19 protein-coding genes and 1 pseudogene are annotated in these 26,206 nt (G+C 66.1%); 4 read left to right on the top strand and 16 right to left on the bottom strand.

Going from position 1 to position 26,206, the window contains the following annotated elements:
• The 10 genes from RUU78_RS09860 to RUU78_RS09905 form a co-directional block, all read right to left on the bottom strand.
• Positions 1 to 1,029: a glycosyltransferase family 4 protein gene (locus RUU78_RS09860; RefSeq protein WP_313916097.1), complete on the bottom strand. Its 1,029-nt coding sequence runs from the start codon at positions 1,027 to 1,029 to the stop codon at positions 1 to 3.
• Positions 1,030 to 1,034: 5 nt separating this feature from the next.
• A complete protein-coding gene (gene lapB, locus RUU78_RS09865; RefSeq protein ID WP_313916100.1) occupies positions 1,035 to 2,207 on the bottom strand; it encodes a lipopolysaccharide assembly protein LapB in 1,173 nt (390 codons plus the stop codon).
• Between the two features lie 10 nt (positions 2,208 to 2,217).
• The gene (locus tag RUU78_RS09870; protein WP_313916102.1) at positions 2,218 to 2,493 is read right to left on the bottom strand and encodes a lipopolysaccharide assembly protein LapA domain-containing protein; all 276 of its coding nucleotides are present in this window, start codon (positions 2,491 to 2,493) and stop codon (positions 2,218 to 2,220) included.
• Between the two features lie 46 nt (positions 2,494 to 2,539).
• Positions 2,540 to 2,836 (bottom strand): integration host factor subunit beta, encoded by a 297-nt coding sequence (locus RUU78_RS09875; protein WP_257386073.1) that lies wholly within the window; start codon positions 2,834 to 2,836, stop codon positions 2,540 to 2,542.
• A 309-nt stretch (positions 2,837 to 3,145) separates the two neighbouring features.
• Positions 3,146 to 4,810, bottom strand: coding sequence for a 30S ribosomal protein S1 (rpsA, locus tag RUU78_RS09880; RefSeq protein ID WP_313916107.1), 1,665 nt, complete (start codon positions 4,808 to 4,810; stop codon positions 3,146 to 3,148).
• Between the two features lie 154 nt (positions 4,811 to 4,964).
• Positions 4,965 to 5,651 carry a (d)CMP kinase gene (cmk, locus tag RUU78_RS09885; RefSeq protein ID WP_313916109.1) on the bottom strand — a complete coding sequence of 229 codons (687 nt, stop codon included), beginning with the start codon at positions 5,649 to 5,651 and terminating at the stop codon, positions 4,965 to 4,967.
• 95 nt (positions 5,652 to 5,746) lie between these two features.
• Complete coding sequence (gene aroA / locus RUU78_RS09890; protein WP_313916110.1) at positions 5,747 to 7,057, bottom strand: 3-phosphoshikimate 1-carboxyvinyltransferase; 1,311 nt, start codon at positions 7,055 to 7,057, stop codon at positions 5,747 to 5,749.
• Positions 7,054 to 8,169, bottom strand: a complete 1,116-nt coding sequence (gene hisC, locus RUU78_RS09895) for a histidinol-phosphate transaminase (protein ID WP_313916112.1) — start codon at positions 8,167 to 8,169, stop codon at positions 7,054 to 7,056. The genes aroA and hisC overlap by 4 nt, the downstream gene beginning before the upstream one ends.
• Positions 8,166 to 9,269, bottom strand: coding sequence for a prephenate dehydratase (gene pheA, locus RUU78_RS09900; RefSeq protein WP_313916114.1), 1,104 nt, complete (start codon positions 9,267 to 9,269; stop codon positions 8,166 to 8,168). Before pheA ends, hisC begins: the two co-directional genes overlap by 4 nt.
• Before the next feature lie 100 nt (positions 9,270 to 9,369).
• On the bottom strand, positions 9,370 to 10,752 hold the full coding sequence (locus RUU78_RS09905; RefSeq protein ID WP_313916115.1) for an FAD-binding oxidoreductase: 1,383 nt from the start codon (positions 10,750 to 10,752) through the stop codon (positions 9,370 to 9,372).
• A gap of 154 nt (positions 10,753 to 10,906) precedes the next feature.
• On the opposite strand from RUU78_RS09905, the gene serA reads away from it, so the two are divergent.
• Together serA and RUU78_RS09915 are read left to right on the top strand one after the other, a co-directional pair.
• A complete protein-coding gene (gene serA, locus RUU78_RS09910) occupies positions 10,907 to 12,142 on the top strand; it encodes a phosphoglycerate dehydrogenase (protein ID WP_313916117.1) in 1,236 nt (411 codons plus the stop codon).
• 241 nt (positions 12,143 to 12,383) lie between these two features.
• Positions 12,384 to 13,982, top strand: a pseudogene (locus RUU78_RS09915) (ATP-binding cassette domain-containing protein); the annotation flags it as partial.
• Between the two features lie 214 nt (positions 13,983 to 14,196).
• Here RUU78_RS09915 and serC read toward each other — a convergent pair.
• Both serC and RUU78_RS09925 read right to left on the bottom strand, forming a co-directional pair.
• Positions 14,197 to 15,279 carry a 3-phosphoserine/phosphohydroxythreonine transaminase gene (serC, locus tag RUU78_RS09920; RefSeq protein WP_313916118.1) on the bottom strand — a complete coding sequence of 361 codons (1,083 nt, stop codon included), beginning with the start codon at positions 15,277 to 15,279 and terminating at the stop codon, positions 14,197 to 14,199.
• A 125-nt stretch (positions 15,280 to 15,404) separates the two neighbouring features.
• Positions 15,405 to 18,605 (bottom strand): PAS domain S-box protein, encoded by a 3,201-nt coding sequence (locus tag RUU78_RS09925; protein ID WP_313916120.1) that lies wholly within the window; start codon positions 18,603 to 18,605, stop codon positions 15,405 to 15,407.
• Between the two features lie 114 nt (positions 18,606 to 18,719).
• Here RUU78_RS09925 and msrP point away from each other — a divergent pair, with 114 nt between their 5' ends.
• Both msrP and RUU78_RS09935 read left to right on the top strand, forming a co-directional pair.
• Complete coding sequence (gene msrP, locus RUU78_RS09930; RefSeq protein WP_313916122.1) at positions 18,720 to 19,712, top strand: protein-methionine-sulfoxide reductase catalytic subunit MsrP; 993 nt, start codon at positions 18,720 to 18,722, stop codon at positions 19,710 to 19,712.
• 188 nt (positions 19,713 to 19,900) lie between these two features.
• Complete coding sequence (locus RUU78_RS09935; protein ID WP_313916124.1) at positions 19,901 to 20,545, top strand: protein-methionine-sulfoxide reductase heme-binding subunit MsrQ; 645 nt, start codon at positions 19,901 to 19,903, stop codon at positions 20,543 to 20,545.
• A gap of 13 nt (positions 20,546 to 20,558) precedes the next feature.
• On the opposite strand, the gene RUU78_RS09940 is transcribed toward RUU78_RS09935, so the two are convergent.
• The 4 genes from RUU78_RS09940 to RUU78_RS09955 all read right to left on the bottom strand — a co-directional run bounded on the left by RUU78_RS09940 (position 20,559) and on the right by RUU78_RS09955 (position 26,158).
• Positions 20,559 to 21,422: an FHA domain-containing protein gene (locus RUU78_RS09940; RefSeq protein WP_313916126.1), complete on the bottom strand. Its 864-nt coding sequence runs from the start codon at positions 21,420 to 21,422 to the stop codon at positions 20,559 to 20,561.
• Between the two features lie 80 nt (positions 21,423 to 21,502).
• On the bottom strand, positions 21,503 to 22,621 hold the full coding sequence (locus RUU78_RS09945; protein ID WP_313916128.1) for a putative porin: 1,119 nt from the start codon (positions 22,619 to 22,621) through the stop codon (positions 21,503 to 21,505).
• A 2-nt stretch (positions 22,622 to 22,623) separates the two neighbouring features.
• Positions 22,624 to 25,374 (bottom strand): protein kinase, encoded by a 2,751-nt coding sequence (locus RUU78_RS09950; protein ID WP_313916129.1) that lies wholly within the window; start codon positions 25,372 to 25,374, stop codon positions 22,624 to 22,626.
• The gene (locus RUU78_RS09955) at positions 25,361 to 26,158 is read right to left on the bottom strand and encodes a hypothetical protein (RefSeq protein WP_313916131.1); all 798 of its coding nucleotides are present in this window, start codon (positions 26,156 to 26,158) and stop codon (positions 25,361 to 25,363) included. The genes RUU78_RS09950 and RUU78_RS09955 overlap by 14 nt, the downstream gene beginning before the upstream one ends.
• Positions 26,159 to 26,206: the final 48 nt, after the last annotated feature.

Raw genomic sequence — 26,206 nt, forward strand, 5'->3', positions numbered from 1 at the left:
TCACGCATGTGCGCGCACCTCGCGCAGGATGGCCCGGCGCGACCGGCGCCAGATCAGCAGCCCGGCCGTATAGGCCGTGACCACCGCAATGACCGGAGCCATGTCGTTTTCGTCGTCGAACAAGCCCGCGAACAGGGCAAAGGGTGCGATCAGGAGAAGATTCCAGGCCATGTAGCGAGCCACGATTCGGGAATGTGACCAGCCGCGCCGCACCAGCCACTGATAGAGATGTTCGCGGTGCGCACTATACCAGCGGCGTCCGCGCCAGAAACGAAAGCTCAGGGTCGCCGTCGCGTCGATCAGGAAACTGCTCAGCAGCAGCAGACCGACGGCGAACCAGCGCGGTTCCCGCATCGCCGCGAGCCACAGCACCGCGATGATCAGGAAACCGAGCGCGCCACTGCCGACGTCACCCAGAAAGATCCGCGCGCGCGGAAAATTGAATGGCAGGAAGCCCAGGCAGGCGGCCGCGAGCAGCGCCGGTATCGCACCGAGACCATGCGGCAGGCCCAGCTCGCCAAGCACCGCGACCATGGAAAAGATCCACAACGCCTGCAGGGTCAGGAAGCCATTGATGCCGTCCATGAAGTTGTGCAGGTTGATCGACCAGGCCGTGCTCAGCACGACAGCTAAGCCCAGCACCACCACCAGGCCATTTGCCCAGGCCGGAAGCGGCGCGATGCGCAGTACGACGACCGCCAGCGCCACGCCGGCCAGCAGATGCACCACGACGCGCGGCAAGGGGCCCAGCGAGGCGTGATCGTCCCACCAGCCCACGCCGGCCACCGCGACCAGGGCCAGGCCCAGCAGTGCGGCCGCCCATACCGGCGCGAGCACCGGTCCGACGCAGCACAGCGCCGAGACGACGATCGCGATGCCGCCGCCGCGCGGCGTCGGTACGGAATGGGCGCGGCGCCGGCCTGGTCCATCCAGCAGGCGCCGACGCTGGGCATAGCGCAGAGCGAGCACGGTTGCCGACGACGAGATCAGCAACGCGCTGGCGGCATGCAGTACAAGGGCGAAATCCACGGGCGCTACTCGTTCGCCACGCCGTGGATCGGACGCACCGAGCCCCAGCTCTTGCAACTCGGACACTGCCAATGGTGCGCCTTGGCGCCAAAACCGCAGCGATTGCAGCGATACATGGCCTGCCCTTCGACGAGCTTGCGCGCGAGGTCCTGCAGGATCAGCAGGTTTTCGCGTGCTTCGCCGGTGGCGCTGTGCAGGGTCGCATTGATCAGTGCCGTCAGGCCGCGCACGGAAGGTCGCTGGCGTAACTGGCGCGTCAGGAAGTCGACCGCGACCTGTTCGCCCTGGTTGCGCGCATACAGCTTGGTCAGCGCGAGCACCGGCGAAATGCCGTGGTAGCGCTCGATGATACGGCGCAGGAATTCCTCGGCACGCTGCATCTGCTGGCTCTTGGCGTAGGCGTCGAGCAGCAGCGGCAGGATCTCCGGCACGAAGTCCACGTCGTGCTCGGCGACCTGCTCGAAAGCAGTCACGGCTTCCGCATAGCGTCCCTGGTCGGCCAGCACCTGGCCCTGCAGCATGCTCGCGCGCACGTTGCGCGGCGCGCAATCGAACGCGGCCTGGATGTGTTCGGCCGCGTCGTCGAAACGCTTCTGAGCGCGCGCCTCGGTCGCGATTTCGCAATGGAACTGGGCGACGACGGCGCACTGCGATTCGCCGGTCATTTCCTCGAGCCGGCGCGCATGCGCGATGGCCTTGTCCCAGTCACGCTCGTGCTGGTAGATCGCGATCAGATGCTTGAGCGCCGAGGGCGCATGCGCGCGCATCGCGACGAGGTCGGAAAACAGGGTCTCGGCGCGATCGAGCAGGCCTGCGCGCATGTAGTCCTCGCCGAGTTCCAGCAGCGCCACGGTCTTCATCGCATCGCTGAGGTCTTCACGCGCGATCAGGTTCTGGTGCACGCGGATGGCGCGGTCGACCTCACCGCGCCGGCGGAACAGGTTGCCCAGCGCAAGATGTGTCTCGACCGTGTCGCGATTGACCTCGGCCAGCTTGACGAAGACCTCGATGGCCTTGTCCTGCTGCTCGTTGAGCAAGTAGTTCAGGCCGCGGAAGTAGGTGCTGGATAGCGCGTTGACGCGTTCGCCCGAGGTACGCGCACTGGACCGGCGGGCTATCCACCAACCGGAGAAAGCGGCGACGGGCAAGAGCAGGAACAACAGGTAGAGCGGGTTCATGCCGTGGCTGTCATTCCGCCGTTCTCACCGTCGCGACGTCGTCGCGGCGGACCAGTTCGCGGCGCTGCCGCGTCAGGCGGCGACGCAATGGCATGACGACCGCCAGCCACAGGATCAGGCCGCCGGCCAGCCAGCCAGCCAGCAACGCGCCCAGCAGAGCGGCAGCCTTGGGCATCTGCAGCTGAAAAGCGTAGAAATCGAGCCCAACGCTTTCGCCGTTGAGCGCGCCGAACACGGCGCCAACGGCAGCGAACAACAACGCAGCAACTATCCAGACGACGCGCATGGGGAATCCGGGTGGAGGCGCGGCAGCGCCGGTCGCGGGCGAAGGCTCAGCGGATGGGTTCCTCGGACTGGTTGACGCGTTCGCGCAATTCCTTGCCCGGCTTGAAATGCGGCACATGCTTGCCCGGCAGGGCAACCGCGGCGCCGGTCTTGGGATTGCGGCCCATGCGCGGTGGGCGGAAATGCAGGGAAAAGCTGCCGAAGCCGCGTATCTCGATACGTTCGCCGCCGGACAGCGCCTGGCTCATCTGCTCGAGCAGATTCTTCACGGCTAACTCGACATCGTTGAACGCAAGATGCTTCTGCCGGTCGGCCAGGGCCTCGATCAGCTCGGACTTGGTCATGTGGGTTCGGCTCCGCCGGGTAGAGTTCCGTTACGGAACGCGAGCTTAGCGCATTCCGCGAATCCGATCATTAGGAAGTTCGGGGCAAGTGACTGGCGCGGTGCTTTTTTTGATGGGCACCAGATCTCCACAACCCTGACCAACGCGAAGCGTTGGCCGCCCCCTTTACTAAAGGGGGCTCCAAAAGCGGAGGCGTGGCGTGCTTTTGTTGAGGTTGCCTCGATCGGCCAAAAAGAATGGCGGCCGGGGCCGCCATTCTGGTGTAGCTGCCGGCCGGGACGGGAAAACCTGTCCCGGCCAGCGTGGTGCTTACTTCTTCAGCTGTTCCTTGAGCAGCGCGCCAAGCTTGGCGGTGCCCAGGGTGCTGGACTGGTACTCCTCGAGCACCGAGGCCAGTTCTTCCTCGTCCTTGGCGCGGATCGACAGCTGCAGCGTGCGGCCCTTGCGGTCCATGCCGATGAACTTGGCTTCGACCTTGTCGCCGACCTTCAGATGCTGGGTCGCGTCTTCGATGCGCTCCTTGGCGATGTCGTTCGCACGCAGGTAGCCTTCGACGCCGTCGCCGAGGTCGATGGTTGCGCCGCGCGCGTCCACTTCCCTGACCACGCCATTGACGATGCTGCCCTTCGGCGAGCCGGCCATGAACTGGCCGAACGGATCCTGCTCCAGCTGCTTGATGCCGAGCGAGATGCGTTCGCGCTCCGGATCCACGGCCAGCACCACGGCTTCGACTTCGTCGCCCTTCTTGAACTGGCGGACGAGGTCTTCACCGGTAGCCTGCCAGGAGATGTCGGACAGATGGACCAGGCCATCGATGCCGCCGTCCAGGCCGACGAAGATGCCGAAGTCGGTGATCGACTTGATCTGGCCGCGCACCTTGTCGTTCTTCTTGTGGATGGCCGCGAAGGTTTCCCACGGATTGGACTGGGTCTGCTTGATACCCAGCGAGATGCGGCGACGCTCTTCATCGACGTCGAGCACCATGACCTGGACTTCATCGCCGACCTGGACCAGCTTGCCCGGGTTGACGTTCTTGTTGGTCCAGTCCATCTCGGACACGTGCACCAGGCCTTCCACGCCCGGTTCCAGCTCGACGAAGCAGCCGTAGTCGGTGACGTTGGAAACCTTGCCGAACAGGCGGGTATTGGACGGATAGCGGCGGGCGATGTTGACCCACGGATCCTCGCCCATCTGCTTGAGGCCGAGCGAAACGCGGTTGCGCTCGCGATCGAACTTCAGCACGCGGACATCGAGTTCATCGCCGACGTTGACCACTTCGGACGGATGACGCACGCGCTTCCACGCCATGTCGGTGATGTGCAGCAGGCCGTCGATACCACCCAGATCCACGAACGCGCCGTAGTCGGTGAGGTTCTTGACGACGCCCTTGATGACGGCGCCTTCCTGCAGCTTTTCCAGCAGCGATTCGCGCTCGGCGCTGAATTCGCTCTCGACCACCGCGCGGCGCGAAACCACGACGTTGTTGCGCTTGCGGTCGAGCTTGATGATCTTGAACTCGAGTTCCTTGCCCTCGAGGTAGACCGGATCGCGCACCGGGCGCACGTCGACGAGGGAACCCGGCAGGAATGCGCGGACGTCCTTGATATCGACGGTGAAACCACCCTTGACCTTGCCGCTGATGCGGCCGGTGACGGTGGCATTGGCCTTCTGGGCCTCTTCGAGTTCGTCCCACACGAGCGAGCGCTTGGCCTTCTCGCGCGAGAGCATGGTCTCGCCAAATCCGTTTTCGAGCGAATCGAGAGCTACCTTGACCTCGTCACCGATGGCAACTTCGAGCTCGCCGCGTTCATTGCGGAATTGCTCGATCGGCACGATGCCTTCGGACTTGAGTCCGGCGTTGACGACAACCACGTCCGACTTGATGTCGACCACGATGCCGGTAACGATGGTGCCCGGCTTGAATTTGATCAGGGCTTCGCTCTGTTCAAACAGTTCGGCAAAACTTTCAGTCATGTTGATTCCATAATGGAAAAAAGCCGCAGCACGCACGCGGTGAAGCGTCGTAGCCGCCGGCTTGCCTGTTGGGGCGCCTTTCCGGGACGCCATGGAGTTCCCCGCAAACGCGGGACCTATATTTCCCTTTGTGCAAAAGCGAAGAAGGCGACGTTCAGGCCGGTTGGATAAGGCTCAGCACCTTGTCCACCACGACATCCACGGGCATCCCGGTCGAGTCGATCAAGACGGCATCCAGTGCCGGCTTCAGCGGAGCCACGGGACGCGCCGCATCGCGGGCGTCGCGCGCTTCGATCTCGCGCAAAAGGGACGCAAGTGTAACGGCAAGGCCCTTGTCCTTCAACTGCTTATAGCGCCGCTTCGCGCGTTCCTCGGCACTGGCGGTCAGGAACACCTTGACCCCGGCGTCGGGGAAAATGACCGTGCCCATGTCGCGGCCGTCGGCGACCAGGCCCGGCAGGCGGCGGAAGCTCAGCTGCTTGTCGACCAGCGCCGCACGCACCGATGGAATCGCCGCGATCGCGGACGCGACGGCGCCGACGGTTTCGGTGCGCAGATCGTCGGTGGAATCGTGGGAATTGACGTAAACCCTTGTTTCGCGGCCATCTTTGGGATCGCGAAAGGTAATCTTCGTGGTTTCCGCGCAACGCGTCATGGCTTCCGTGTCGGACAGATCCAGCCCCGCCATCGAGGCGGCATAGCCGACCGCCCGGTACAGCGCGCCGGAGTCCAGCAGATGCCAGCCCAGCCTCTCTGCGACGATCCGCGCAATGGTTCCTTTGCCTGAGCCCGACGGCCCGTCGATGGTCAACACGGGTACGGGCTTGTCGGATCGGCTCATGGGTACTCTGGCTCGCGGAACAAACTTTGCGAGTCTAGCAGCTTGGTCCGGCGCCAAGTGTTCCGCGCGAACAGAGCGTTCGCGCCGTATCGGACTCAGCGGCGCAGCGCGAAGCCGCAGCCGTTGGCCAGCTCGACGAAACCGGGAAACGAGGTAGCGACGTTGGCGCAGTCCCGGATACGCACCTCGCCGTCGGCGATCAGGCCGGCCACTGCGAAGCCCATCGCGCAGCGGTGGTCGCCGACGCTGTCGACCGCGCCCCCGCCCAATGCACCGCCTTCGATGACGGCGCCGTCAGGTGTTTCCTGGATCGCCACGCCGAGCGTGCGCAGGCCCTGCGCCATGACGGCGATGCGATCGGATTCCTTGACCCGCAGCTCGGCTGCGCCGGTGACCAGGGTCGTGCCCGTCGCGGCCGCGGCGGCCACGAACAGGATCGGGAACTCGTCGATCATGTCGGGCACCAGCGCCTCGGGCACGGCGATGCCGCGCAGTGGCGCATGACGCACCCGCAGGTCGGCGACCGCTTCGCCGCCGAGTTCGCGCGGCCGCTCGGCCACGATGTCGGCACCCATGAGTTTCAACGCGTCGAGCAGACCTGTACGCCGTGGATTGATGCCGACTTCGCGCAGCAGCAGATCCGAGCCCGGCACGATGCTCGCGGCGACGAGGAAGAACGCGGCCGAGGAGAAATCCGCCGGCACGACCACGTTCGTCGCGCGCAAATGGCCTCCACCGCTCACTTTCGCGATGCCGGCCGAAAACGCGACGGGCCAGCCGAATGCGGCGAGCATGCGCTCGGTGTAGTCGCGCGTCGGATGCGGTTCGCGCACCGTTGTCTCGCCGTTTGCGTACAACCCGGCCAGCAGCAGCGCCGACTTGACCTGCGCGCTGGCGACCGGCAGGGCGTAGTCGATGCCGGTCAGCGATCGTCCGCCGTGAATCCGCAGCGGCGGCAGGCCGCCGTCCTCGGCGTCGATGCACGCGCCCATGCGGCTCAGCGGATCGATCACGCGGCGCATTGGCCGGCGCGACAGCGATTCGTCGCCGGTCAGCGTCGAATCGAAGGCCTGCCCGGCGAGGATCCCGGTCAGTAGACGCATGCCAGTGCCGGCATTGCCGCAGTCGATCGCGGCAGACGGCGCGCTCAGACCGTGCAGGCCGACGCCATGCACGATGCGCTCGCTGTCGGAGGACTGCTCTATCGTCACGCCCATCGCCGCGAAAGCGCGGGCGGTCGCGCGCGTATCCTCCCCTTCCAGAAATCCGCTGATCCGCGACACGCCGTCGGCCAGCGAGGCGAACATCACCGCACGATGCGAGATCGATTTGTCGCCGGGAACACGCAGCTCCCCGACTAGCGCGCCCGATCGCGTGCTGGTCCAGGTTTCACCGCCGCCACTCATGCGAGTGCCTCCAGCAGGCGTTCGCTTTCCGCGCGCGTGCCGACGCTGATGCGCAGGCACTGCGGCAGGCCGTAACCGGCCATGGGCCGCACGACGACGGCGTGCCTGAACAGTTGGGCCTCGATCTCGCTGGCCGGCCGGCCAAAATCCACGAGTACGAAATTGGTCTGAGACGGCAGAACGCGCAGGCCGCGCTCGCGCAGGCGTGCGGCCAGCCATTCGCGCTCGCTGGCCGTGTGCTCGCGGATGCGCGCGGCATGGGCCGCGTCGGCCAGCGCCGCCTCGGCCGCGACGAGACCAAGATGATTCACATTGAACGATTCGCGCAGTCGCTCGAGCACCGCAATCGCCTCGGCCGATCCGACCGCATAGCCGACGCGCAGCCCGGCCAGCGCGTAGGCCTTGGAGAACGTGCGCGTGACGATGAGATTGCGGCGCGCCTGCGGCCCGCGCAGCACGCGAACAGCAGACTGTGTGCCGGGCGCCGTCACGTATTCGGCATAGGCTTCGTCGACGACGACGACAACGGTTTCCGGCAACGCAGCGAGGAACATATCCAGCGCCGCGTCGTCGAACCAGGTGCCCGTGGGATTGTTCGGATTGGCCACATACACGAGCCGCGTATCGGCGCGCACGGCCGCAGCCATCGCGGCCAGATCGTGTCCGAGCGGTGCCGTCGCATGGTCGGCCGGCAGCGCCGGCACGCAAATCGGACGGGCACCCGCCGCCGCCGTGCCAATCGCAAACACCGCAAATCCATACTGCGAATACACGACCGAGGTCTGCGCATCGGCAAAGCACTGCGCGATCAGCATCAGCAGTTCATGCGAACCGTTGCCGAGCACGATCTGCGCCGGCTCGACGTCCAGCTGTGCAGCGAGCGCGCGCTTGAGCGAGCCACCCTTGGGGTCGGGATAGCGATAGATATCCGGCAGCGCCGCGGCGACCGCCGCCGCGACCGCAGGACTGGCGCCGAGCGAGGTTTCGTTCGAACCCAGTTCGATCAGCCGTTCGCCGTATTCCCTGCGCAATGCCGGCAAGTCGTGGCCGGGATCGTAAGCGCGCAGCGCACGCGTCGCGGCGTTGGCGAGGTCGATGATGTCGCCGCTCACAGCAGCGCCACCGGGTAGGAACCCAGCACCTTGACTTCGGCCGCGCGGGCGCTGGCCAGGGCGATCGCGCCGCTCATGCGCACGTCTTCGACATGGCCTTCCACTTCGACGAAGAACACGTATTCCCATTTGCCCGTGCGCGCCGGCCGCGACTCGATCTTGGTCATCGACAGTCCCTGGTCCGCGAACGGCGTCAGCAACTCGTACAGTGCGCCGGGCTTGTCCTTGACCGACATCAGCAGCGAGGTCTTGTCGTGACCCGAGGGCGGGAACAGCTCGCGGCCGATCACGAAGAAGCGTGTGGTGTTGTCGGGCCGGTCCTCGATCTGCCGCGCCAGCACCTTGAGGCCGTAGATGTGCGCCGCCGTCTCGCCGGCAATCGCTGCGGCGTCGTCGGCGTTGCGCGCACGCCGCGCGGCCTCGGCGTTGCTCGACACCGGAATGCGCTCGGCCTTCGGCAGATTCGCGCGTAGCCACGCCTTGCACTGGCCGAGCGACTGCGGATGCGAATAGACACGCTCGATGTCGTCCAGGCGCGTCGTGCGCGAGAGCAGATGCTGGTGCACGCGCAGCTCGATCTCGCCGCAGATCTTCAGTGACGAGGTCACGAACAGGTCGAGCGAGGAATTCACCGTGCCTTCGCTCGAATTCTCGATCGGCACCACGCCGAAATCGGCGTTGCCCGCAGCGACTTCCTGGAACACCTCGTCGATGGTGGCGAGTGGCAATCCCTTGATCGAATGGCCGAAGTGCTTGAGCACGGCCTGCTGGCTGAAGGTGCCCTCGGGGCCGAGGAAGCCGATCTTGAGCGGCTCCTGCTGGGCGAGGCAGGCCGACATGATCTCGCGGAACAGCCGCACCATTTCCTCGTTGGTCAGCGGGCCGTCGTTGCGGTCGACGACCATGCGCAGCACCTGCGCCTCCCGCTCGGGACGGTAATAGTCGACGGCGGCCTTGAGCTCGCCCTTGGCCTTGCCGACGAGTTGCGCCCAGCGCGCGCGCTCGCCGATGAGCTGCTGGATCTCGCGGTCTATGGCGTCGATGCGTTCGCGCGTCTGCGCGAGATTCAGCGGCGGTGATTCGTGGTCACTGGCGTTCATTGCGGTCTCGTAAGTCGACAGCGCCGCTTATACGCGACAACGCGGCGCGGGCTCATATGTGGATCTGCGATATGGCGCGTGGCCGGCCGGCAACGGCCGCTCAGAACAATTTGCCGGGATTCATGATGCCATTCGGGTCCAGCACCGCGCGGATGCCGCGCATCAGCGCGATGTCCGCGGCACTGCGCGCGCTGGCGAGATACGGTTTCTTGACCAGGCCGATGCCGTGTTCCGCCGAAATGCTGCCGCCGTGACGCGCCAGCACTTCACACATCAGGTCCGTCACCCGCTCGCATTCGGCAATGAACACCGCGTAGTCGACCTCGGCCGGCTTGACGATATTGATATGCAGGTTGCCATCGCCGATATGGCCGAACCAGACCACATCGAAATGCGGGTATTCACGCGTCAGCAGGTCCTGCATGGCGTGCAGGAACGCCGGCACCACGGCGATCCGCACCGAGATGTCGTTCTTGTACGGCTTGTGCGGCGCGAGGCTTTCGGTGATGCCTTCGCGCAGACGCCAGAGACTCCGGGCCTGCGCCTCGCTCTGGCTGATCACGCCATCGCTGACCCAGCCGTTCTCGAGACAATGCTCGAACACGGAAAGCGCCTCGGACTGCTGCGCCTCTCCCGCGGCATCGAATTCGGTGACGACATAGTACGGCGACGATTCGGCAAACGGTTTCTGCGCCCCGTGCGCCGCGACATGGTGCAGCGCGCGATCGGTGAAGAACTCGAAGGCGCTCAGCGACAGCCGCGCACGGCAGGCGCCGAAAACCTGCATCAGCGCATCCATGTGCGGGATCGCGAGCAGCATCACCTGCGACGGCGGCGGAGTGTCGGTCAGGGCCAACGTCGCCTCGACCACAATACCGAGCGTGCCTTCCGAACCAATGAACAGATGACGCAGGTCGTAGCCGGTCGCGTTCTTGATCAGGCCACGATTGAGGTCGAGCAGTTCGCCCGTGCCGGTGATCACCTTGATGCCCGCGATCCAGTTGCGCGTATTGCCGTAGCGGATCACGCGGATGCCGCCGGCGTTGGTCGCGATGTTGCCGCCGATCTGGCACGAACCCCGCGCGCCGAAGTCGACCGGATAGATCAGGCCATGCTCGCGCGCCGCGTTGTGGACCGCCTCGAGCGCCAGGCCCGGCTGCACGGTCAGCGTCCGGTCGATCGCGTCGAAGCCGAGCACACGGTTCATTCGGTCGAGGCTGACCACGAGTTCGCCGTGCGCGGCCACCGCGCCGCCCGACAAGCCCGTGCGTCCACCCGAAGGGACCAGCGCAACGCCATGCTCATTGGCCCAGCACACGATGGTCTGCACCTCCTCCACGCTCGCCGGCTGCGCGATCGCAAGCGGGGCCGGGGTCCAGCGGCGGGTCCAGTCGCGGCCGTAGTGCTCGAGGTCCGCAGGCTCGGTCAGCAGCTTGAGTTCGGGCAGGCGATGGCGCAGCGCGGCAAGGGACGAGGGGTTCATGCAGGCTCTACTCGGAGGGTCTGGCGAGCCTGCCAGCGATGTCATTGGCCGTCCAGTGTTGCATTGCGGCACACTGGCCTGACCGGGCATAGTTGCCTTCCGGTCGCCGCTTTGCCGCCACGGCCGCCACCTCACATCCTGACGCGATCAAACAATGAAGAAGACGTCTTACCCCAAACAAGACATCCGCGTGTTGTTGCTCGAAGGCGTCAGCCGCAGCGCGGTCGAGGCGTTCCAGGCCGCCGGCTATTCACAGATCGAAATCCACGACAAATCGCTGCCTGAGGCCGAGCTCAAGCAGCGCATCGCCGAAGCCCACCTGCTCGGCATCCGCTCGCGCACCCAGCTGACCGCCGAAGTGCTCGTGCAGGCCAAGCGCCTGATCGCGATCGGCTGCTTCTGCATCGGTACGAACCAGGTCGATCTCGGCGCGGCCAAGGCCGCCGGCATCCCGGTGTTCAACGCGCCGTATTCCAACACGCGCAGCGTGGCCGAACTCGTCGTCGCCGAGGCCATCCTGCTGATGCGGCGCATTCCGCAGAAAAACGCCGAATGCCATCGCGGCGGCTGGTCGAAGTCCGCCGCCGGCAGCTTCGAGGTCCGCGACAAGGTGCTCGGCATCGTCGGCTACGGCCACATCGGCACTCAGGTCGGCCTGCTTGCCGAAGGGCTCGGCATGCGCGTGATCTACCACGACATCGAAACCAAGCTCGCGCTCGGCAATGCACGCCCCGCATTGAGCCTCAACGATCTGCTCGGCCGCGCGGATATCGTCACGCTGCACGTGCCGGAAACGCCAGCCACGCAGAACATGATGGGGGCCGAACAGATCTCGCGCATGCGTCCCGGCAGCGCCCTGATCAACGCCTCGCGCGGCACCGTGGTCGACATCGACGCGCTTGCTGCGGCGCTGCGCAACGAACACCTGTCGGGTGCGGCGATCGACGTGTTCCCGGTCGAACCCAAGGGCAACGCCGAGGCTTTCGTCTCGCCGCTGATCGGCATGCACAACGTGATCCTGACCCCGCATGTCGGCGGCAGCACCCTGGAAGCGCAGGACAACATCGGCCTGGAAGTGGCAGCCAAGCTCGTGCGCTACAGCGATAACGGCTCGACCCTGTCGGCGGTCAACTTCCCCGAAGCATCCCTGCCCGAACACCCGCACAGCCGGCGCCTGCTGCACATCCACCAGAATGTGCCGGGCATGCTGTCGCGCATCAACGACCTGTTCTCGCGCGAGAACGTCAACATCGACGGCCAGTACCTGCAGACCGATGCGCAGGTCGGCTACGTCGTCATCGACGTGTCCATGCCTGAGGAGCGCGCAGCCGAACTCAAGGACGCCTTGGCGGCGATCCCCGGGACACTGCGTGCTCGCGTGCTTTATTGATGGGGAAATCGTGCTTTATTGATGGGGAAATAGGGAAGAGGAGCGAGAAACGGGTGACGGCGACGCTGCAGTCCTACTCGCTCCCCGTGCTCTTCCCTCACCACGGCCGTCGAGGCGCAGCGAGAAAACAGTGGTAGGCGCCTGGCCCCGCCGGTAAACTTCGCGGTTGGCCTGGCGTGGCCCTCCCCTCGACGGTTACGGCCTGCCACTCGTTTCTCACTCCTCTTCACTGTTGATTCTCATGATTGCTTTCCGAAACTTCGCCCTGCGCCGCGGCGAACGCCTGCTGCTGTCCGATGTCGACCTGACCCTGCACGCCGGCGCGCGCGTCGGTGTGGTCGGCCGCAACGGTTGCGGCAAGTCCAGCCTGTTCGCTGCCATCCAGGGCGAGGTCGAGCCCGACCGCGGCGACCTCGACCGGCCGAGCCGGTTGCGCATCGCGAGCGTGGCGCAGGAGACCCCGTCGCTGCCTGACTCCGCTCTCGATTTCGTGTTGTCCGGCGACGTGGAGGTGCACGCCATCCTGCGCGCCGAAGCCGACGCGATGGAACGCGAGGACTGGGATGCGGTAGCGAAAGCACACCAGGACCTGGCCGCGATCAACGGCTATGACGCCGGCGCCCGCGCCGGCCGCCTGCTGCACGGCCTGGGCTTTCACGCGGACACGCATGCGATGCCGGTGTCGGATTTCTCCGGTGGGTGGCGCGTCCGCCTCAATCTGGCGCGCGCGCTGATGATGCCGAGCGACCTGCTGCTGCTCGACGAGCCGACCAACCATCTGGATCTCGACGCCGTACTCTGGCTGGAGCAATGGCTGCTGAAATATCCGGGCATGCTGCTGATGATTTCCCACGACCGCGAGTTCCTCGACGGCGTCAGCACCCATACCCTGCACCTGCACGAAGGCCGCGCCAAGCTCTATACCGGCGACTACACGAGCTTCGAGCGCCAGCGCGCCGAACAGCTGCGCCAGCAGCAGATCGCGTTCGAGAAGGAACAGGCCGAACGCGCCCACCTGCAGGCCTTCATCGACCGCTTCAAGGCCAAGGCGAGCAAGGCGCGCCAGGCGCAGTCGCGGGTCAAGCGGCTGGCCAAGCTCAGCGGCACCGAAGCCGTGCGCGCCGAACGCCAGATCCGCATCAACTTCGACGCACCGGCAAAACTGCCGCACTCGCTGCTGCGCCTCAACGACACCGACGCGGGCTATGGCGACACGCGCATCCTGCGTGACGTGGGCTTCGGCCTCGAGGCCGGCGACCGTATCGGCCTGCTTGGTCCCAACGGCGCGGGCAAGTCGACGCTCGTGAAGACCCTGGTCGGCGAGCTGGAACTGCTCACCGGCGACCGCATGGCGCACAAGGACATGCAGTTGGGCTACTTCGCCCAGCATACGGTCGAGTCGCTGCACGAAGGCATGAGCCCGGTCGATCACCTCAAGGAGATCGCACCCGGCGTCGCGACGCAGGAGTTCCGCGACTTCCTCGCACGCTGGTTCTTCCCAGGCAACCGCGCCTTCGAAGTCATCGACAATTTTTCCGGCGGCGAGCGCGCGCGCCTGGCGCTTGCGCTCATCGCCTGGCGCCGGCCCAACGTGCTGCTGCTCGATGAGCCGACCAACCATCTGGATCTCGAAATGCGCGAGGCGCTGGCCGAGGCCCTGAGCGATTTCGACGGCGCCATCGTGCTGGTCTCGCACGACCGGCATCTCACGGGCCTGGTCTGCGATACCTACTGGCGCGTGGCCGACGGCAAGGTCGAAGCCTTCAATGGCGACCTCGACGAATACGCTGCGTGGCTACGTTCGCGCAGCAACAAGCCGACCGCACGCGCGAGCGAAGCGAAAGCCGCATAGGCTGGGGTAAGTCGCAGGCGCACCCCAGCGTCAAGGTATCCTTCGCGCGAAAAACCCCTGTCGAAGGAAACTTCGAACCAGCGACTACCCGCGCCTGATTTGCGACGAACTGTGCTTCGGCATGGATTCCTGGATCGTGAGCCGCCGCGATGTTGGGGTGCGCCTGCGGCTTACCCCAACCGACGTGTCACATTTTTGATCTTTATCCGTTGCGGCGCGCGAAATCCCGCATGAAGTCGACGAGCACATCGACGCTGTCCTGCGTCACCGCGTTGTACAACGACGCCCGCATGCCGCCGACGAGCTTGTGGCCCTTGAGCGCAAGCAGGCCGGCATCCTTCGACTGCTGCAGAAATGCAGCATCGAGTTCGCCGCTCGGCAGGGTGAAGGGCACGTTCATCCAGGACCGCGCAGCCCGATCGACCGGATTTGCATAGAAGCCCGACGCATCGATGTAGCCATACAGGGTTTCGGCCTTGCGCCGGTTGCGCTGCTCCATCGCGGCGAGGCCGCCCTGTTCCTTGAGCCACTGGAAGATCAGGCCGGCCAGGTACCAGCCAAACGTGTTCGGCGTATTGAGCATCGATCCCTGCGCCGCGTGTTCGGCGAAATTGAAGATCTTCGGCATGTCGGCCGGGCAGCGAGCGAGCAGATCCTCGCGCACGATCACGACGACGATGCCTGACGGACCGATGTTCTTCTGCGCGCCGGCGTAGATCAGGCCGAAGCGCGACACGTCGAGCGGACGCGAGAGAATCGTAGAGGACATGTCGGCGATCAAAGGCACGTCGCCAACGTCGGGAATGTCGTGGAACTCGACGCCGCGGATGGTTTCGTTCGGCGTGTAGTGCACGTAGGCCGCATGCGGATCGAGATCCCAGCCCGCACGCGGCGGAATGGCGGTGTAGCGGTTGTCGGCCGAGGTCGCGGCGACGTGCACGCGCGCGAGCGTGCCTGCTTCGCGAACGGCTTTCTCGCTCCAGTCGCCAGTGACCACGTAGTCGACGCGCTGGTCACGCCGCGCGAGGTTCATCGGGATCTGCGCGAACTGCTGCGTCGCGCCACCCTGCAGGAACAGGACCTGGTAGTTGCGCGGAATCGCGAGGAGTTCGCGCAGGTCGGCCTCGGCTTGCTCGGCCATCGCGATGAAGTCCTTGCCGCGATGGCTGACTTCCATGACCGAGGCGCCGGTCGCGCCCCATTCCAGCATTTCGGCCTGTGCGCGACGCAGCACGGTTTCGGGGAGCGCGGCAGGGCCGGCGCTGAAATTGTGACCACGGCTCAAGGTGCGGGCTCCGCAAGAACGAGTCCCGCATTATGCCGCGCGCCCGGCGCTGCGCCAGGGAGAACCCGTGATAAGAACGGGCGAAACGCGGGCACGACGGCAGAGTTCCGCGCCTGGCGCAGGCTTCAGGCGCGGCGCTTGAGCACCGAGCCGGAAGCAAGCACCTGGTCCATCTCCTCGGCCGCGAGCGCCGGCGCGTACAGGAAACCCTGCGCGGTGCTGCAGCCCATGGCCATCAGCAGCTCGGCCTGGGCCTGGGTCTCCACGCCTTCGGCAGTCAGCGACAGGCCGAGGTCTTCGGCGAAGCCCGAGATCGTGCGCACGATCGCGCGGTGGCGGCGGTTGGATTCCATGTCGCGCACGAAACTGCGGTCGATCTTGAGCGCATCGAACGGCGAGGACGCGAACGAATCCAGCGACGAATAGCCGGTGCCGAAATCGTCCACGACAAGGCTGACGCCCAGCCGCTTGACCTCGGCCAGTATCGCCTCGGCCTGGCCGCGTCCGGCGCGGAATACTGTCTCAGTGACTTCGATCGCGAGCGAGGCGGCATTGAGGCCGGTGCGCGCGAGCACGCTGCCGATGCCGGCGGCAATATCGCGCTCGGCGAACTGGCGGTCGTCGACATTCACGTTCGCACGCAGGCGCGAGAATGCCGGATAGCGCTGCTGCCAGTCATACAGCTGACGACAGGCGGTCTCCAGCACCCACCAGTCGATCGCGACGATCAGGCCGGTCTCCTCGGCTACGCCGAGGAACTGCGGTGGCTGCAGCAGGCCGCGCTGCGGATGCACCCAGCGCAGCAAGGCCTCGCAGCCGACTACTGCACCGCTGCGCAGATCGACCAGCGGCTGGTAGTGCACGCGAAACTCGGTACGCTCGACTGCCTCACGCAGGTCGGTTTCCAGGCGCAGACGCTCGCGCGCGGCACGGTGCATGGCTTCGTCGAACACGACGTAGGCAGATTTGCCGCGGGCCTTCGCGCGATACATCGCCGTGTCGGCATCGCGCAGTACCTGCTCCGGTGTTTCGTAGCCTGGCCGCCCGGTCACGATGCCGAGGCTGGCGCCGGAATAGATCCTGTGGCCATCGATCGCGAACGGCTCGCCCAGCACCTGCAGCAGATGCCTGGCCAACTGCTCGGCTGCGGCAGCCGAGCACGCACCCGGCGGCAGCACGGTGAATTCGTCGCCGCCGTAGCGCGCGAGCACCGAACCCGGCGGCGTCGCGGCGTGCAGGCGTGCGGTGATCTCCACGAGCAGGCGGTCGCCGGTCGCATGGCCGAGACTGTCGTTGACGAGCTTGAAACCGTCGAGGTCGAGAAACAGGATCGCATAGTCGAATTCGCCCGCCTCGTGCGCGGCGCGCAGGCGATCGGTGAGATAGCGCTCGAACAGCACACGGTTGGGCAGGCCGGTCAGCGCGTCGTGGGTGGCGTTGTGTTCGAGCTCGCTTTCGAAGCGGTGGCGTTCGGTCACGTCGCGAACAGTACCGCTGAAATAGTCGCCATCGTCGAGGCGGATCGGCCCGGCGCTGACACTGATGCGCACCTCGCGTCCATCCTTGCGCCGCAACAGGGTTTCGTACTCGGCCGGCAGCGGTTCGCCGCTGCGCCGCGCTTCGAGTCGCGTATCGATGATGCGCCGGCCCGCGTCGCTCGCGAGTTCGGTCCAGTGCATGCCGATGATTTCGCGCTCGTCGTAGCCCGTGAGGTTGGCGAAGCGCTGGTTGACGTAGATATAGCGATCGTCACGCATGACGTAGACGCCGATCTGGGCGTGCTCCACCAGTGTGCGATAGCGCTCCTCGGAACTGAGCAGTGCGCGCTCGGCATCGCGCCGCGCCGTGATGTCCTGCACCGACCCTTCCAGGCTCAGCACATGGCCATCGGAATTTCGCACAAGATGCAGGTTTACCGAAATCCAGATGTAGCGACCGTCGACGCGGCGCAGGCGCACTTCCTCGTCACTGACCTGGCCGTTGCGCTGCACCAGGTCGAGAATGCGCACGCGCGCGTCCTCGTCCACGTCGAGATCGTCGATATGGCGCAGGGCATGCAGCATTTCCAGACGCGAGCCGTAGCCAAGCAGGCGCGCGAGCGCGGCATTGGCCTCGACCACAGTGCCGTCCGCGCGGGTCTGGAACAGGCCGACGACGGAATGGCGGAAAAGCTGGCGGTATTTGCGTTCGGCTTCGGCCAGGGCCTGCTGCTGCGCGCGCTCCTCGGTGATGTCGCGCGCCGTGCCGGTGCTCGCGATATCGCCGTCGAAGACCACCGGATCGGCGCGCACCTGCACGAGCCGGCGCGCGCCGTCCTTGCACAGCATGCTGATCTCGTAGCCTTGCACTTCGCGCGATCCGCTTTCACGCTGCACGCGGCGTTCCTGCTGCGCCGCGCGTGATTCGGGCGCGACCAGGTCCATGTATTCGCTGCCGATGAGCTCCGGCACGGCATAGCCAAGCATGTCCGCCATCGCGCCGTTGGTGAACACGACCTTGCCGCGCTGGATCAGGAATACCCCGTCGCGGCAGTTGTCGACGAGGATGCGATACAGCTCCTCGGACTGGCGCAGCGCGCGCTCGGCGGATTCCTGCCGCGTGATGTCCACGACAGAGCCTTCGTAGAACAGCAGGCGTCCATTGTCGTCGCGGACCGAGCGTAGATTCTCGCTGATCCAGATCATGCTCCCGTCGCGGCGATATACGCGCGAGCGCCGGTTGCTCAGCACGCCCGTCTCGGCGATTTCCTGTAGCAGGGTGTCGTAGTGCGCCTGGTCGACGTAGACCTGGCGCGACGAACGCTCGAACTCGCGCAACATCTGTTCCGGCGCGTCGAAGCCAAACATCTGCGCCATCGCCGGATTCACGTCGATAAGCCCGCCAGCCGGCAGGCTGCGGTAGATGCCTTCGGCCGCGGAGAGGAACAGCGAGCGGTAGCTCGACACGTCCGTTTCGGCCGCCGCGCCGGCTTTGGCCGTGTCGAGCAGGTGCCCGATGCAGATCACGCGCGTGCGCCCGTCCAGTTCGAACATCTCGCAGGTGCACTGGACGAGTAGCACGCGGCCGTCGCGCGTCAGGAATTCGAACGTCTGATCGTGCACGCGGCCCTGACCGCGCAGGTTTGCCCACAGCAGTGCGCGTTCGTCGAGATTGCGCCACAGGCCTATGTCGATCGGCCGCTGGCCGATGAGTTCCGCGCGTGAATGGCCCAGTGTGGTTCCGACAGACGGGCTGACGTCGACAATGCAGCCATCGCCCGCATCCAGCACGACGATCAGACTGGTCGACGGATGAAACGCCGCTGCAATGTGAGGTTCCCCGTGCACCGTCACTCGACATCGACCGATTTCGGCCCAGTATAGCCATGGCCGTTGACATGACCAGCACTGTATGAAAGATCCGATCGGCCAACCCGGTCTGGTCACGAAACGAGGCCCGACATGAAACGATTCCGTGTTGCACCGATGGCGAGTTCCGAGATCACGCCCGAGTCCGTCTACCTGCAGCGGCGGCGTTTTCTGCGCACCCTCGGGCTCGCCGCGCCGCTGCTTGCCACGGGCTGTGGCGGCAGCGAACCAGGACAGGCCGCCGTGCCGGCCGCCGACGAGACACCCAGCGGCACGCCGCTGCAGTCGCGCCGCAACGAGCGCTGGGACACCAAGGAAGAACTCACCAGCTGGCGCGACGCGACCCAGTACAACAACTATTACGAGTTCGGCACCGGCAAGAGCGATCCGGCTCGTAACGCGGGCCGCTTCAAGCCCCAGCCCTGGACGGTCGAGGTGGCTGGACATGCCGACGTGACCGGACGCTTCACGCTGGAGGACCTGCTCAAGCCGCATGCGCTCGAAGAGCGCATCTACCGGCATCGCTGCGTCGAAGCCTGGTCCATGGTCATTCCGTGGGTCGGCATCCCGCTCGGCGAATGCCTCGCGCGCTTCAAGCCCACCTCGCGCGCCAAATACGTCGCGTTCACGACGGTAAACCGGCCCGAGCAGATGCCGGGCCTGGCGTATCCGGTGCTCGACTGGCCGTATCGCGAAGCCCTGCGCATCGACGAGGCCATGCATCCCCTGAGTCTGCTCGCGGTCGGCCTGTACGGGCGGGCGCTACCGAACCAGAACGGCGCGCCGCTGCGCCTGGTCGTGCCATGGAAATACGGCTTCAAAGGCGCCAAGGCGATCGTGCGCATCGAGTTCTGGGAGCGCCAGCCGGCGACATCGTGGAATCTGGCCGGCCCGTCCGAGTACGGTTTCTATTCCAACGTGAACCCCGCTGTCGATCATCCGCGCTGGACCCAGTCCAGCGAGCGCCGCATCGCCGGCAGCGGCGGCAACCTGTTCGCGCGGCGCGTCGCCACCCTGCCCTTCAACGGCTATGGCGATGAGGTCGCATCGCTGTACAACGGTATGGACCTGCGCCTGAATTACTGAAGTGTGTCGCTCTCGGGCCGTGCACCAGATCTCCACAACCCTGGCCGAACGCTGCGCGTTCGGCCATCCGGCCCGTTGGGCGTTCAGAGTGATCAGAACCTGCGGTTCTGAGCGATCACTCTTCACCCCCCTTGACTTAAGGGGGCTACAAAAACACAACGCGTTCTGCGTTGCTCGGAGGTTCGCTCATGAAACGACCTGGCGATACGCGCATCTTGGTCGCGAAGGTCGTCGTGTTCGCGCTGTGCCTGCTGCCGCTGGCCGGCATGGCCTGGGACGTGTATCGCGAGACGCTCGGCCCGGATCCCGTCGCCGCGCTGGAACACCGCAGCGGCGACTGGGCGCTGCGGCTGCTCCTGGTCACGCTGGCCGTCTCGCCGCTGCGCCTGCTCAGCGGGGTGGCCGCGGTGCTGCGCTTGCGCCGCATGCTCGGGCTGTTCGCGTTCTTCTACGCGAGCCTCCACTTTGCGATCTACCTGTTCGTCGATCTCGGCGGTTTCTGGCGCCAGGTGTTCGAGGAGATCGTCAAGCGGCCGTACATCACGGTCGGCTTTCTCGCGTGGCTTTTGCTGCTGCCACTCGCCGTCACCTCGACCAGGGGCATGATGCGCCGCCTCGGCCGCAACTGGGCGCGACTGCACACCCTGGTCTATCCGATCGGCCTGCTGGCCGTGCTGCACTACCTGTGGCTCGTGAAATCCGGACAGAAGATCGCCGTGCGCGAACCGCTGATCTATCTCGCGATCTATCTCGTGCTGATGGCGTTTCGCGTGCCGTGGCGTCGAGCCTGGCTCGCCCTGCGCGCGCGGCGGGATTCCGTACCGACCCAGTGACAGGTCGGCGCGATCAGAATCCGAACAGCAGCAACAGCGCGATGGCGCCGCCGATCAGGGCGGCGGCAGCGATCAGCCACCAGATCTCGTTGCGGCTGGACGCATATTCCTCGACTGGCACAGGCCTGGGCTTGGGCGGTCCTGGCTCCGGCAGATTCACCGCCTGCATGGTCTGCGTGATCGCCGGCGCATAGCCCGGCGTGCGTTCCTCGACCAACTCCCCGCGCAGCGGCAGGCCTGGGGCTTCGAGCAGGAAGCGGTTGCGGTCGAACGCGATCTGGTCGCCGGGATGCAGCACCGCGTCGCGGACCTGGACGCCGTTGACGAAAGTGCCGTTGGAAGAACCCAGGTCGCGCAGATAGATGCCATCGCCGTTGTTCTCGATCAGCGCATGCTTGCGCGACATCTCCGGCTCATCCAGCGCGAGGTCGCATTCGCTGCCTCGGCCTATGGTCAGGCGGCCGCGCACCGGCACGATGCGGCCGAACTGGGCGCCGGACACGCCACGCAGCACGACCTTCGGCGGTACGGCGCGAACGCGCGTCTCGGCGTCGGCGACGGCCGCATCGTCGTGCGGCACAGAGGTGCGGATGACTTCGTCTCGCTCGGGCTTGATCACGATCTGCACCGTCTCGACGCTGAGCACATCGCCGAGCCGGACGATGCCCTTCTCGCGCACCGGCCGCGCGTTCAGATGCGTATGCGCGCGCGGATCGAGCACGCTGAGGGTCAGGCCTCGGCCGTCGATCTCGAGCCGGGCATGGTGCGCCGCGACTCCGCTGACGCTGAGCACTATCTGGTTGTCCCGGTCGGAGCCTATTCCACAAACGCCGGGCGCCAGCACGAAGTCGGGGTGCTCGCCGTTCGGGAAGCTCAAGCGCGCGCGAATTTCCATTAGCTGACCGGCCCACTCCGTAGATTGACGCGGTGGCAATTTAGCATGAGCGCCCCTGGGAATTACCAGCGCGCCGCCAGGTCGAGCAAGATACGGTCGGTGGAGCGCGGCAGCCCGTTGCGCTGTTCGCGAAAGCCAGCCAGTCGTAGGTTCCAGTGTTCGTCGATGCCATAGCCGATCCACGGCATGAAGCCATGCGTAAAACTGTGGAACCACCAGTCATCTTCGTTGAATGCGGCCAGCACGGCGTCGCGCTGTATTCGCTGGTTGGAATAGCCGAATTCCCAGCCTCCCGGACGCAGGCGGCTGCCGAGCACGAGGCTGAAGCGCGCGCCGTCGCGCTGGTCGTCGGCACCGAGATTGCGCACGAGATCCACCCGCGCTTCCAGCGGCCAGTCTCCGAACGCGGTACGGCCGACCAGTTGCAGATCGAGCAGCCGGTAGTCGCTGAGCAGCGGCCCGTTGGCCGGCAAGCGACGATTGGTGCGCGTGAGTCCCTGCCGAGTCAGCTGCCCGAGATCCGAGAAATCGAGATAGCTCAGCAACACGGCGGCCTGAGTCGGCGCGCCTTCGCGCCAGCGCCAGGCCAGTTGCACCGCGGCGATGCGTGTGTCGTCGTCGTAAAGATGCTGTGCGGCGAAACCGCCGGCGACCAGTTGCAGGCGGCTGTAGTCGCCCAGGACGAATGACTGGTCGAGACTGACGCCGGCCGGGCGCAGGTCCGCATCCCAGGTCAGCGGCGACAGCTCCAGCGGAAGCGCTGCCTTGCCGACCAACACGCGCGTGTGCTCACCCGGCTGCCAGCGCAGCCAGAACTGGTCGACGTTGGCGTGATCGCTGCGCTCGTTGTCGTTGTTGATGCGGTTGTCGGCGTTGTCATCGCTGCCCTGGGCCAGTTCGATCGCGGCGCCGAAACTCAATTCGGGCATCACGGCGAACTCGCCGCCGAGCCGGCCACGACCACGCCAGCGGCTCACCGTACGGTCGTTGGGCAGGCCCTCGACGTGGCCGTAGCGCAGCAGCAGATCGCCGAACCAACTCCAACGCTGCGGCGGTTGCGCCGCTTCGTCGGCACTCGCGTCGAGAATGCTGTCCTGGGCCGGCGCCGCGCCGGTCCACGCCGCCGTGAGCAGCAGCAGAGCGGCCAGGCCGTTGCGCATCGTTGCCGCCGACATGCGCATGGTCAGGCCCTCAGCTGCGCGAGCGTGGCAGCCAGTTCGGCCGCACTGGCCGGACGCTCGGCCACGCTGCGCTTGAGGCAGCGCAGGATCAGCGTCTCGAGCTCGGGGCGAATGTCAGGCCACAGCGTCGAAGGCCGTACCGGTTCGGCTTGCATCTGTGCCATATAGATCTCCATCGTGTTCGACCCGGTGAACGGCAGCGCGCCGCAGAACATCTCGGTCATGAGAACGCCGCAGGAATAGATATCCGCACGTTCATCCACTTCCTCGCCGGCGAGCTGCTCGGGCGCACAGTAGTTCGGCGTACCGAGGAAGGTCCCGGGCTGGGTATGCCCGGGCGTTGCGCGGCGCACTGGCCGTGCGATGCCGAAATCCATGAGCTTGGCGTTGCCGTTGGCTTCGAGGATCAGGTTTTCCGGCTTGATGTCGCGATGCAGCACGCCGACCTCGTGCGCCGCCGCCAGACCGGCGGCGAGCTGGCGCGCGATGCGCAGGCCAGCCGAATACGGCACGCGCTTGGCTTCGCGCAGCAGGTAACGCAGGGTCATGCCGCGCACGTACTCCATCGAAATGTACGGCATCCCATTGACCTCGCCGAAATCAAAGGTACGCAACACGTTGGGATGCGTGATACGCCGGGCCAGCTTGATCTCGCTCTTGAGGCGATCGAGCTGTTCCGCGTCGAGCAGTGCGCCGGGCTTGAGCATCTTCAGCGCGACGACATCGTCGAGATCGAGGTCGTGCGCCTTGTATACAACGCCCATTCCACCCGCGCCGAGCACCGACAGCACACGATAGCGACCGCCCAGCGTTGCACCCGGCGCCAGCTCGCCGGTGTCGCGCACGCTGCGCGCGGCCGGCGGCGGCGGCGTACTGCGCGATGCGGCCGGCGGTGTCACGGCTGTACCGCGCGGTACGGTGGCGGATGATTCGTCCTCGGTTGCCCGAGACAGCGCTGCGGGCAGGCGCTGCAGCAGCGCACCGGTCGGCGCGTAATACTGCTTGCCGCTGAAACCACCCGTGGCCACGGCTACCGCATCGGCACCGAACTCGCTGCGCAGGGTTTCACCGCTGCTACGGCCGGCCAGCACCTGGCCTGGTGCGGCGTCGCAGAGCAGCCGGTCGATCTGCACCTGCACTGCGCCGATCAGCCGCGCGCCGTCAACCGCATCGGCCAGCACGACCGCACCGTCGGCCAGCGCCGCCGCAGGCGCCGGCGAGACGGCAAACTCGTCGCGCAGAACGGCCAGCGCATCGGCCATGCGCTGCGGGCCGCTGAACGCCAGTGTCCAGCGCGCACCCGGTCCACGCAGGCAGAGTCCAGCGCCGACGGCCGCGGCGAGCCGCGCCTGCACCTGCGCGTTGTCGTCGACGATCTGATCCGGCGGCAGCTGTGCCGACTGCGTCAGCAGGTGGCGATATTCCAGGCCGAGCAGCACCGCGACCTCGCGCCGCGCCGGAACCACGGGCGCGAGCGGCTGCGTATGCAGGGCAACGCCCGATCCTTCCTGCCCAGGCTCGGGCAGGAAGCGCGCGAGGTTGCCGACATAGCCTTCCATGTCGCTTTTCTCGCGCAGGTCCGACAGCAGCGAGTCGAACGCACGCGACAGGCGCGCCAGTTCATCGCTGCCCTGGGTGCCCAGACGGGTCTGGAAATTGCCGGCGGCCGCCTGTTCGGCCGCACTCGCCATGGCCGACACGGGTCGCAGGATGCCCTTGGAAATCAGGTAGGACAGCGGCAGCGCGAGCAGCAGCGTGACGAGTCCGCCGAGCAGCACGCTGTTGAGGATGGCGCGATAGCTCGCGATGACCTGATCCGAGGATGCCAGCACCATGACATCGCCGAGATCTGCGGCGTCCTTCGCCGCGGTCGGCGCGAGCCGCGCGACCCAGTCCTGACCGCCGAGATCGACGTGCTGGCCGCCACCCGCCCCGGTCGGCGTGAGCACACTGCTGCTCGCGGCGACGACCTCGCGCAACTGATTGGCGAGAGGCGCGTCGAGCGAGGTGGCGACCAGCGTCGGCTTGCCGCCAAGCGGCATCCAGAACGCGATTTCCGCGCCGCTGACCTGGGCGACCTTGCGCGCGAGCGTGTCGTCGACAGCCTGCGCCAGCAAGAGAAAACCGACCACGTTCTGGTCCTGCGCCAGCGGCACGATGGCGGCCTGGTAGAGCCTGGCATCCAGGCGCCAGTAACCGCTGAGCGGCCGCACCTCGGCCAGGGCCGGCGCCACCAGCGCGTCGCCGGCCAGGGATTCCGTGAAGGCTTCGGTCTGATCGGTCCGCGCCAGCACCTCGCCCTTGCCGTCGAGCAGAATGCCCAGGCTGAAGCCGATGTCCTTCTGCCGGTCGTTGAGCAGGTCGCGCATCGACATCGTGTCGGGTGCCGCGTCGCCGCCAAGGCCCGGCAGGTTGCTCGCGCTGTTCGCATCGGCGATGTATTTGACGAAGCTTGCGTCGGATGCGACCAGGCGCAAGCTCAGCTCCAGCTGCTCCAGACGATGCTGCTCGAACTCGCGCTGGGCCGCTTCACTCGTGGTCAGGGTCTTGCCGATGGCGCGGTCGGCGATGCGCTTGCCCTGCACGTAGGTGACGACGATCGCGGCACTGACCGCGAGCACGATCAGCAAGGCCGTGGCGAGAAAGAAACGGATCGCCAGCGGCAGGGCGAATCCGGCCTGGTGCATGCCGGCGCCGTAGCCGCCGTTCCGACGCCGCTCGGCTCCGCGTCCGCCGCGTTCAATAGCCGCCATCACTGCTCCTGCCATACGGCTTGCCAAACTTGTTCATGTGCGGAGGAATCTTTTTCTGCGCGAGTTCCAGCGTCACCGCGAGCGGCTCGGTCTTGCCGGCAACGAGCTGCACATGCCACGGCGTGGCCCGGTCGAGCCAGACCACGAGGTCGCCCTTCCCGGCCGGCAGATCCTTCAGACGGAACCGGCCCTGTGCATCGGGTCGAGCGAAGAACGGCGTGTCGAGCACGAGGATATGCCCCACCATGGAATGATGCACATTGCAGTAGACGCGCACATAGCCCGCATGGTCGAAACGCTGGGCCTTGCCCTCGCCCTGTCCGTACAGACCGATGTCAAAGCCATTGTCTTTCGACGTCGAGAACGCGTTGTGCAGGATGGGATCCTGGTTCGGAAAGCGCACCTCGGTGCCGACGGTAACCGGCAGGATGCGCGGCGAAAACTGCTTGCGCAGCGTGATCATCTCGACCGGCTTCTTCGCCGCTGCGACCGGCACCGGTACCGCGGGGCGGAAATAGACCACGGCCTCGGCCGCTTCCTCGGCGCGCAGCGGCTTGCCGTCGAGCGTCAGCGTGACCTGGCCTTCGATGGTCGCCGCCGACACGGCACTGGACCCCAGCAGCAAACCCACCCGGAAGAGGAATCTCAGATGCACGTCGTTCCACCCCATCGGAAAGTTCCGGACAACGCGGCGGGATGCCGCTCCTGGGATCTGCACCCGATCTCCCCAAGCCACGCTAATGCCGGCATTGCAGGCATTTGGCCGGTCCGGCCCGGTAGGCATTCAGCGTGGCCAGAACCTGCGGTCCTGAGCGACCACACTTCACTCCCT

The organism is Tahibacter sp., from assembly GCF_032229445.1.
GTDB lineage: Bacteria > Pseudomonadota > Gammaproteobacteria > Xanthomonadales > Rhodanobacteraceae > Tahibacter.

Coding starts and splice junctions, on each gene's coding strand:
- RUU78_RS09870 (WP_313916102.1), bottom strand. CDS start 2,493: ATGCGCGTCGTCTGGATAGTTGCTGCGTTGTTGTTCGCTGCCGTTGGC.
- aroA (WP_313916110.1), bottom strand. CDS start 7,057: ATGAGTGGCGGCGGTGAAACCTGGACCAGCACGCGATCGGGCGCGCTA.
- RUU78_RS09905 (WP_313916115.1), bottom strand. CDS start 10,752: ATGAACCCCTCGTCCCTTGCCGCGCTGCGCCATCGCCTGCCCGAACTC.
- lapB (WP_313916100.1), bottom strand. CDS start 2,207: ATGAACCCGCTCTACCTGTTGTTCCTGCTCTTGCCCGTCGCCGCTTTC.
- rpsA (WP_313916107.1), bottom strand. CDS start 4,810: ATGACTGAAAGTTTTGCCGAACTGTTTGAACAGAGCGAAGCCCTGATC.
- serA (WP_313916117.1), top strand. CDS start 10,907: ATGAAGAAGACGTCTTACCCCAAACAAGACATCCGCGTGTTGTTGCTC.
- cmk (WP_313916109.1), bottom strand. CDS start 5,651: ATGAGCCGATCCGACAAGCCCGTACCCGTGTTGACCATCGACGGGCCG.
- msrP (WP_313916122.1), top strand. CDS start 18,720: ATGAAACGATTCCGTGTTGCACCGATGGCGAGTTCCGAGATCACGCCC.
- pheA (WP_313916114.1), bottom strand. CDS start 9,269: ATGAACGCCAGTGACCACGAATCACCGCCGCTGAATCTCGCGCAGACG.
- RUU78_RS09945 (WP_313916128.1), bottom strand. CDS start 22,621: ATGCGCATGTCGGCGGCAACGATGCGCAACGGCCTGGCCGCTCTGCTG.
- RUU78_RS09955 (WP_313916131.1), bottom strand. CDS start 26,158: ATGCCTACCGGGCCGGACCGGCCAAATGCCTGCAATGCCGGCATTAGC.
- RUU78_RS09875 (WP_257386073.1), bottom strand. CDS start 2,836: ATGACCAAGTCCGAGCTGATCGAGGCCCTGGCCGACCGGCAGAAGCAT.
- RUU78_RS09950 (WP_313916129.1), bottom strand. CDS start 25,374: ATGGCGGCTATTGAACGCGGCGGACGCGGAGCCGAGCGGCGTCGGAAC.
- RUU78_RS09935 (WP_313916124.1), top strand. CDS start 19,901: ATGAAACGACCTGGCGATACGCGCATCTTGGTCGCGAAGGTCGTCGTG.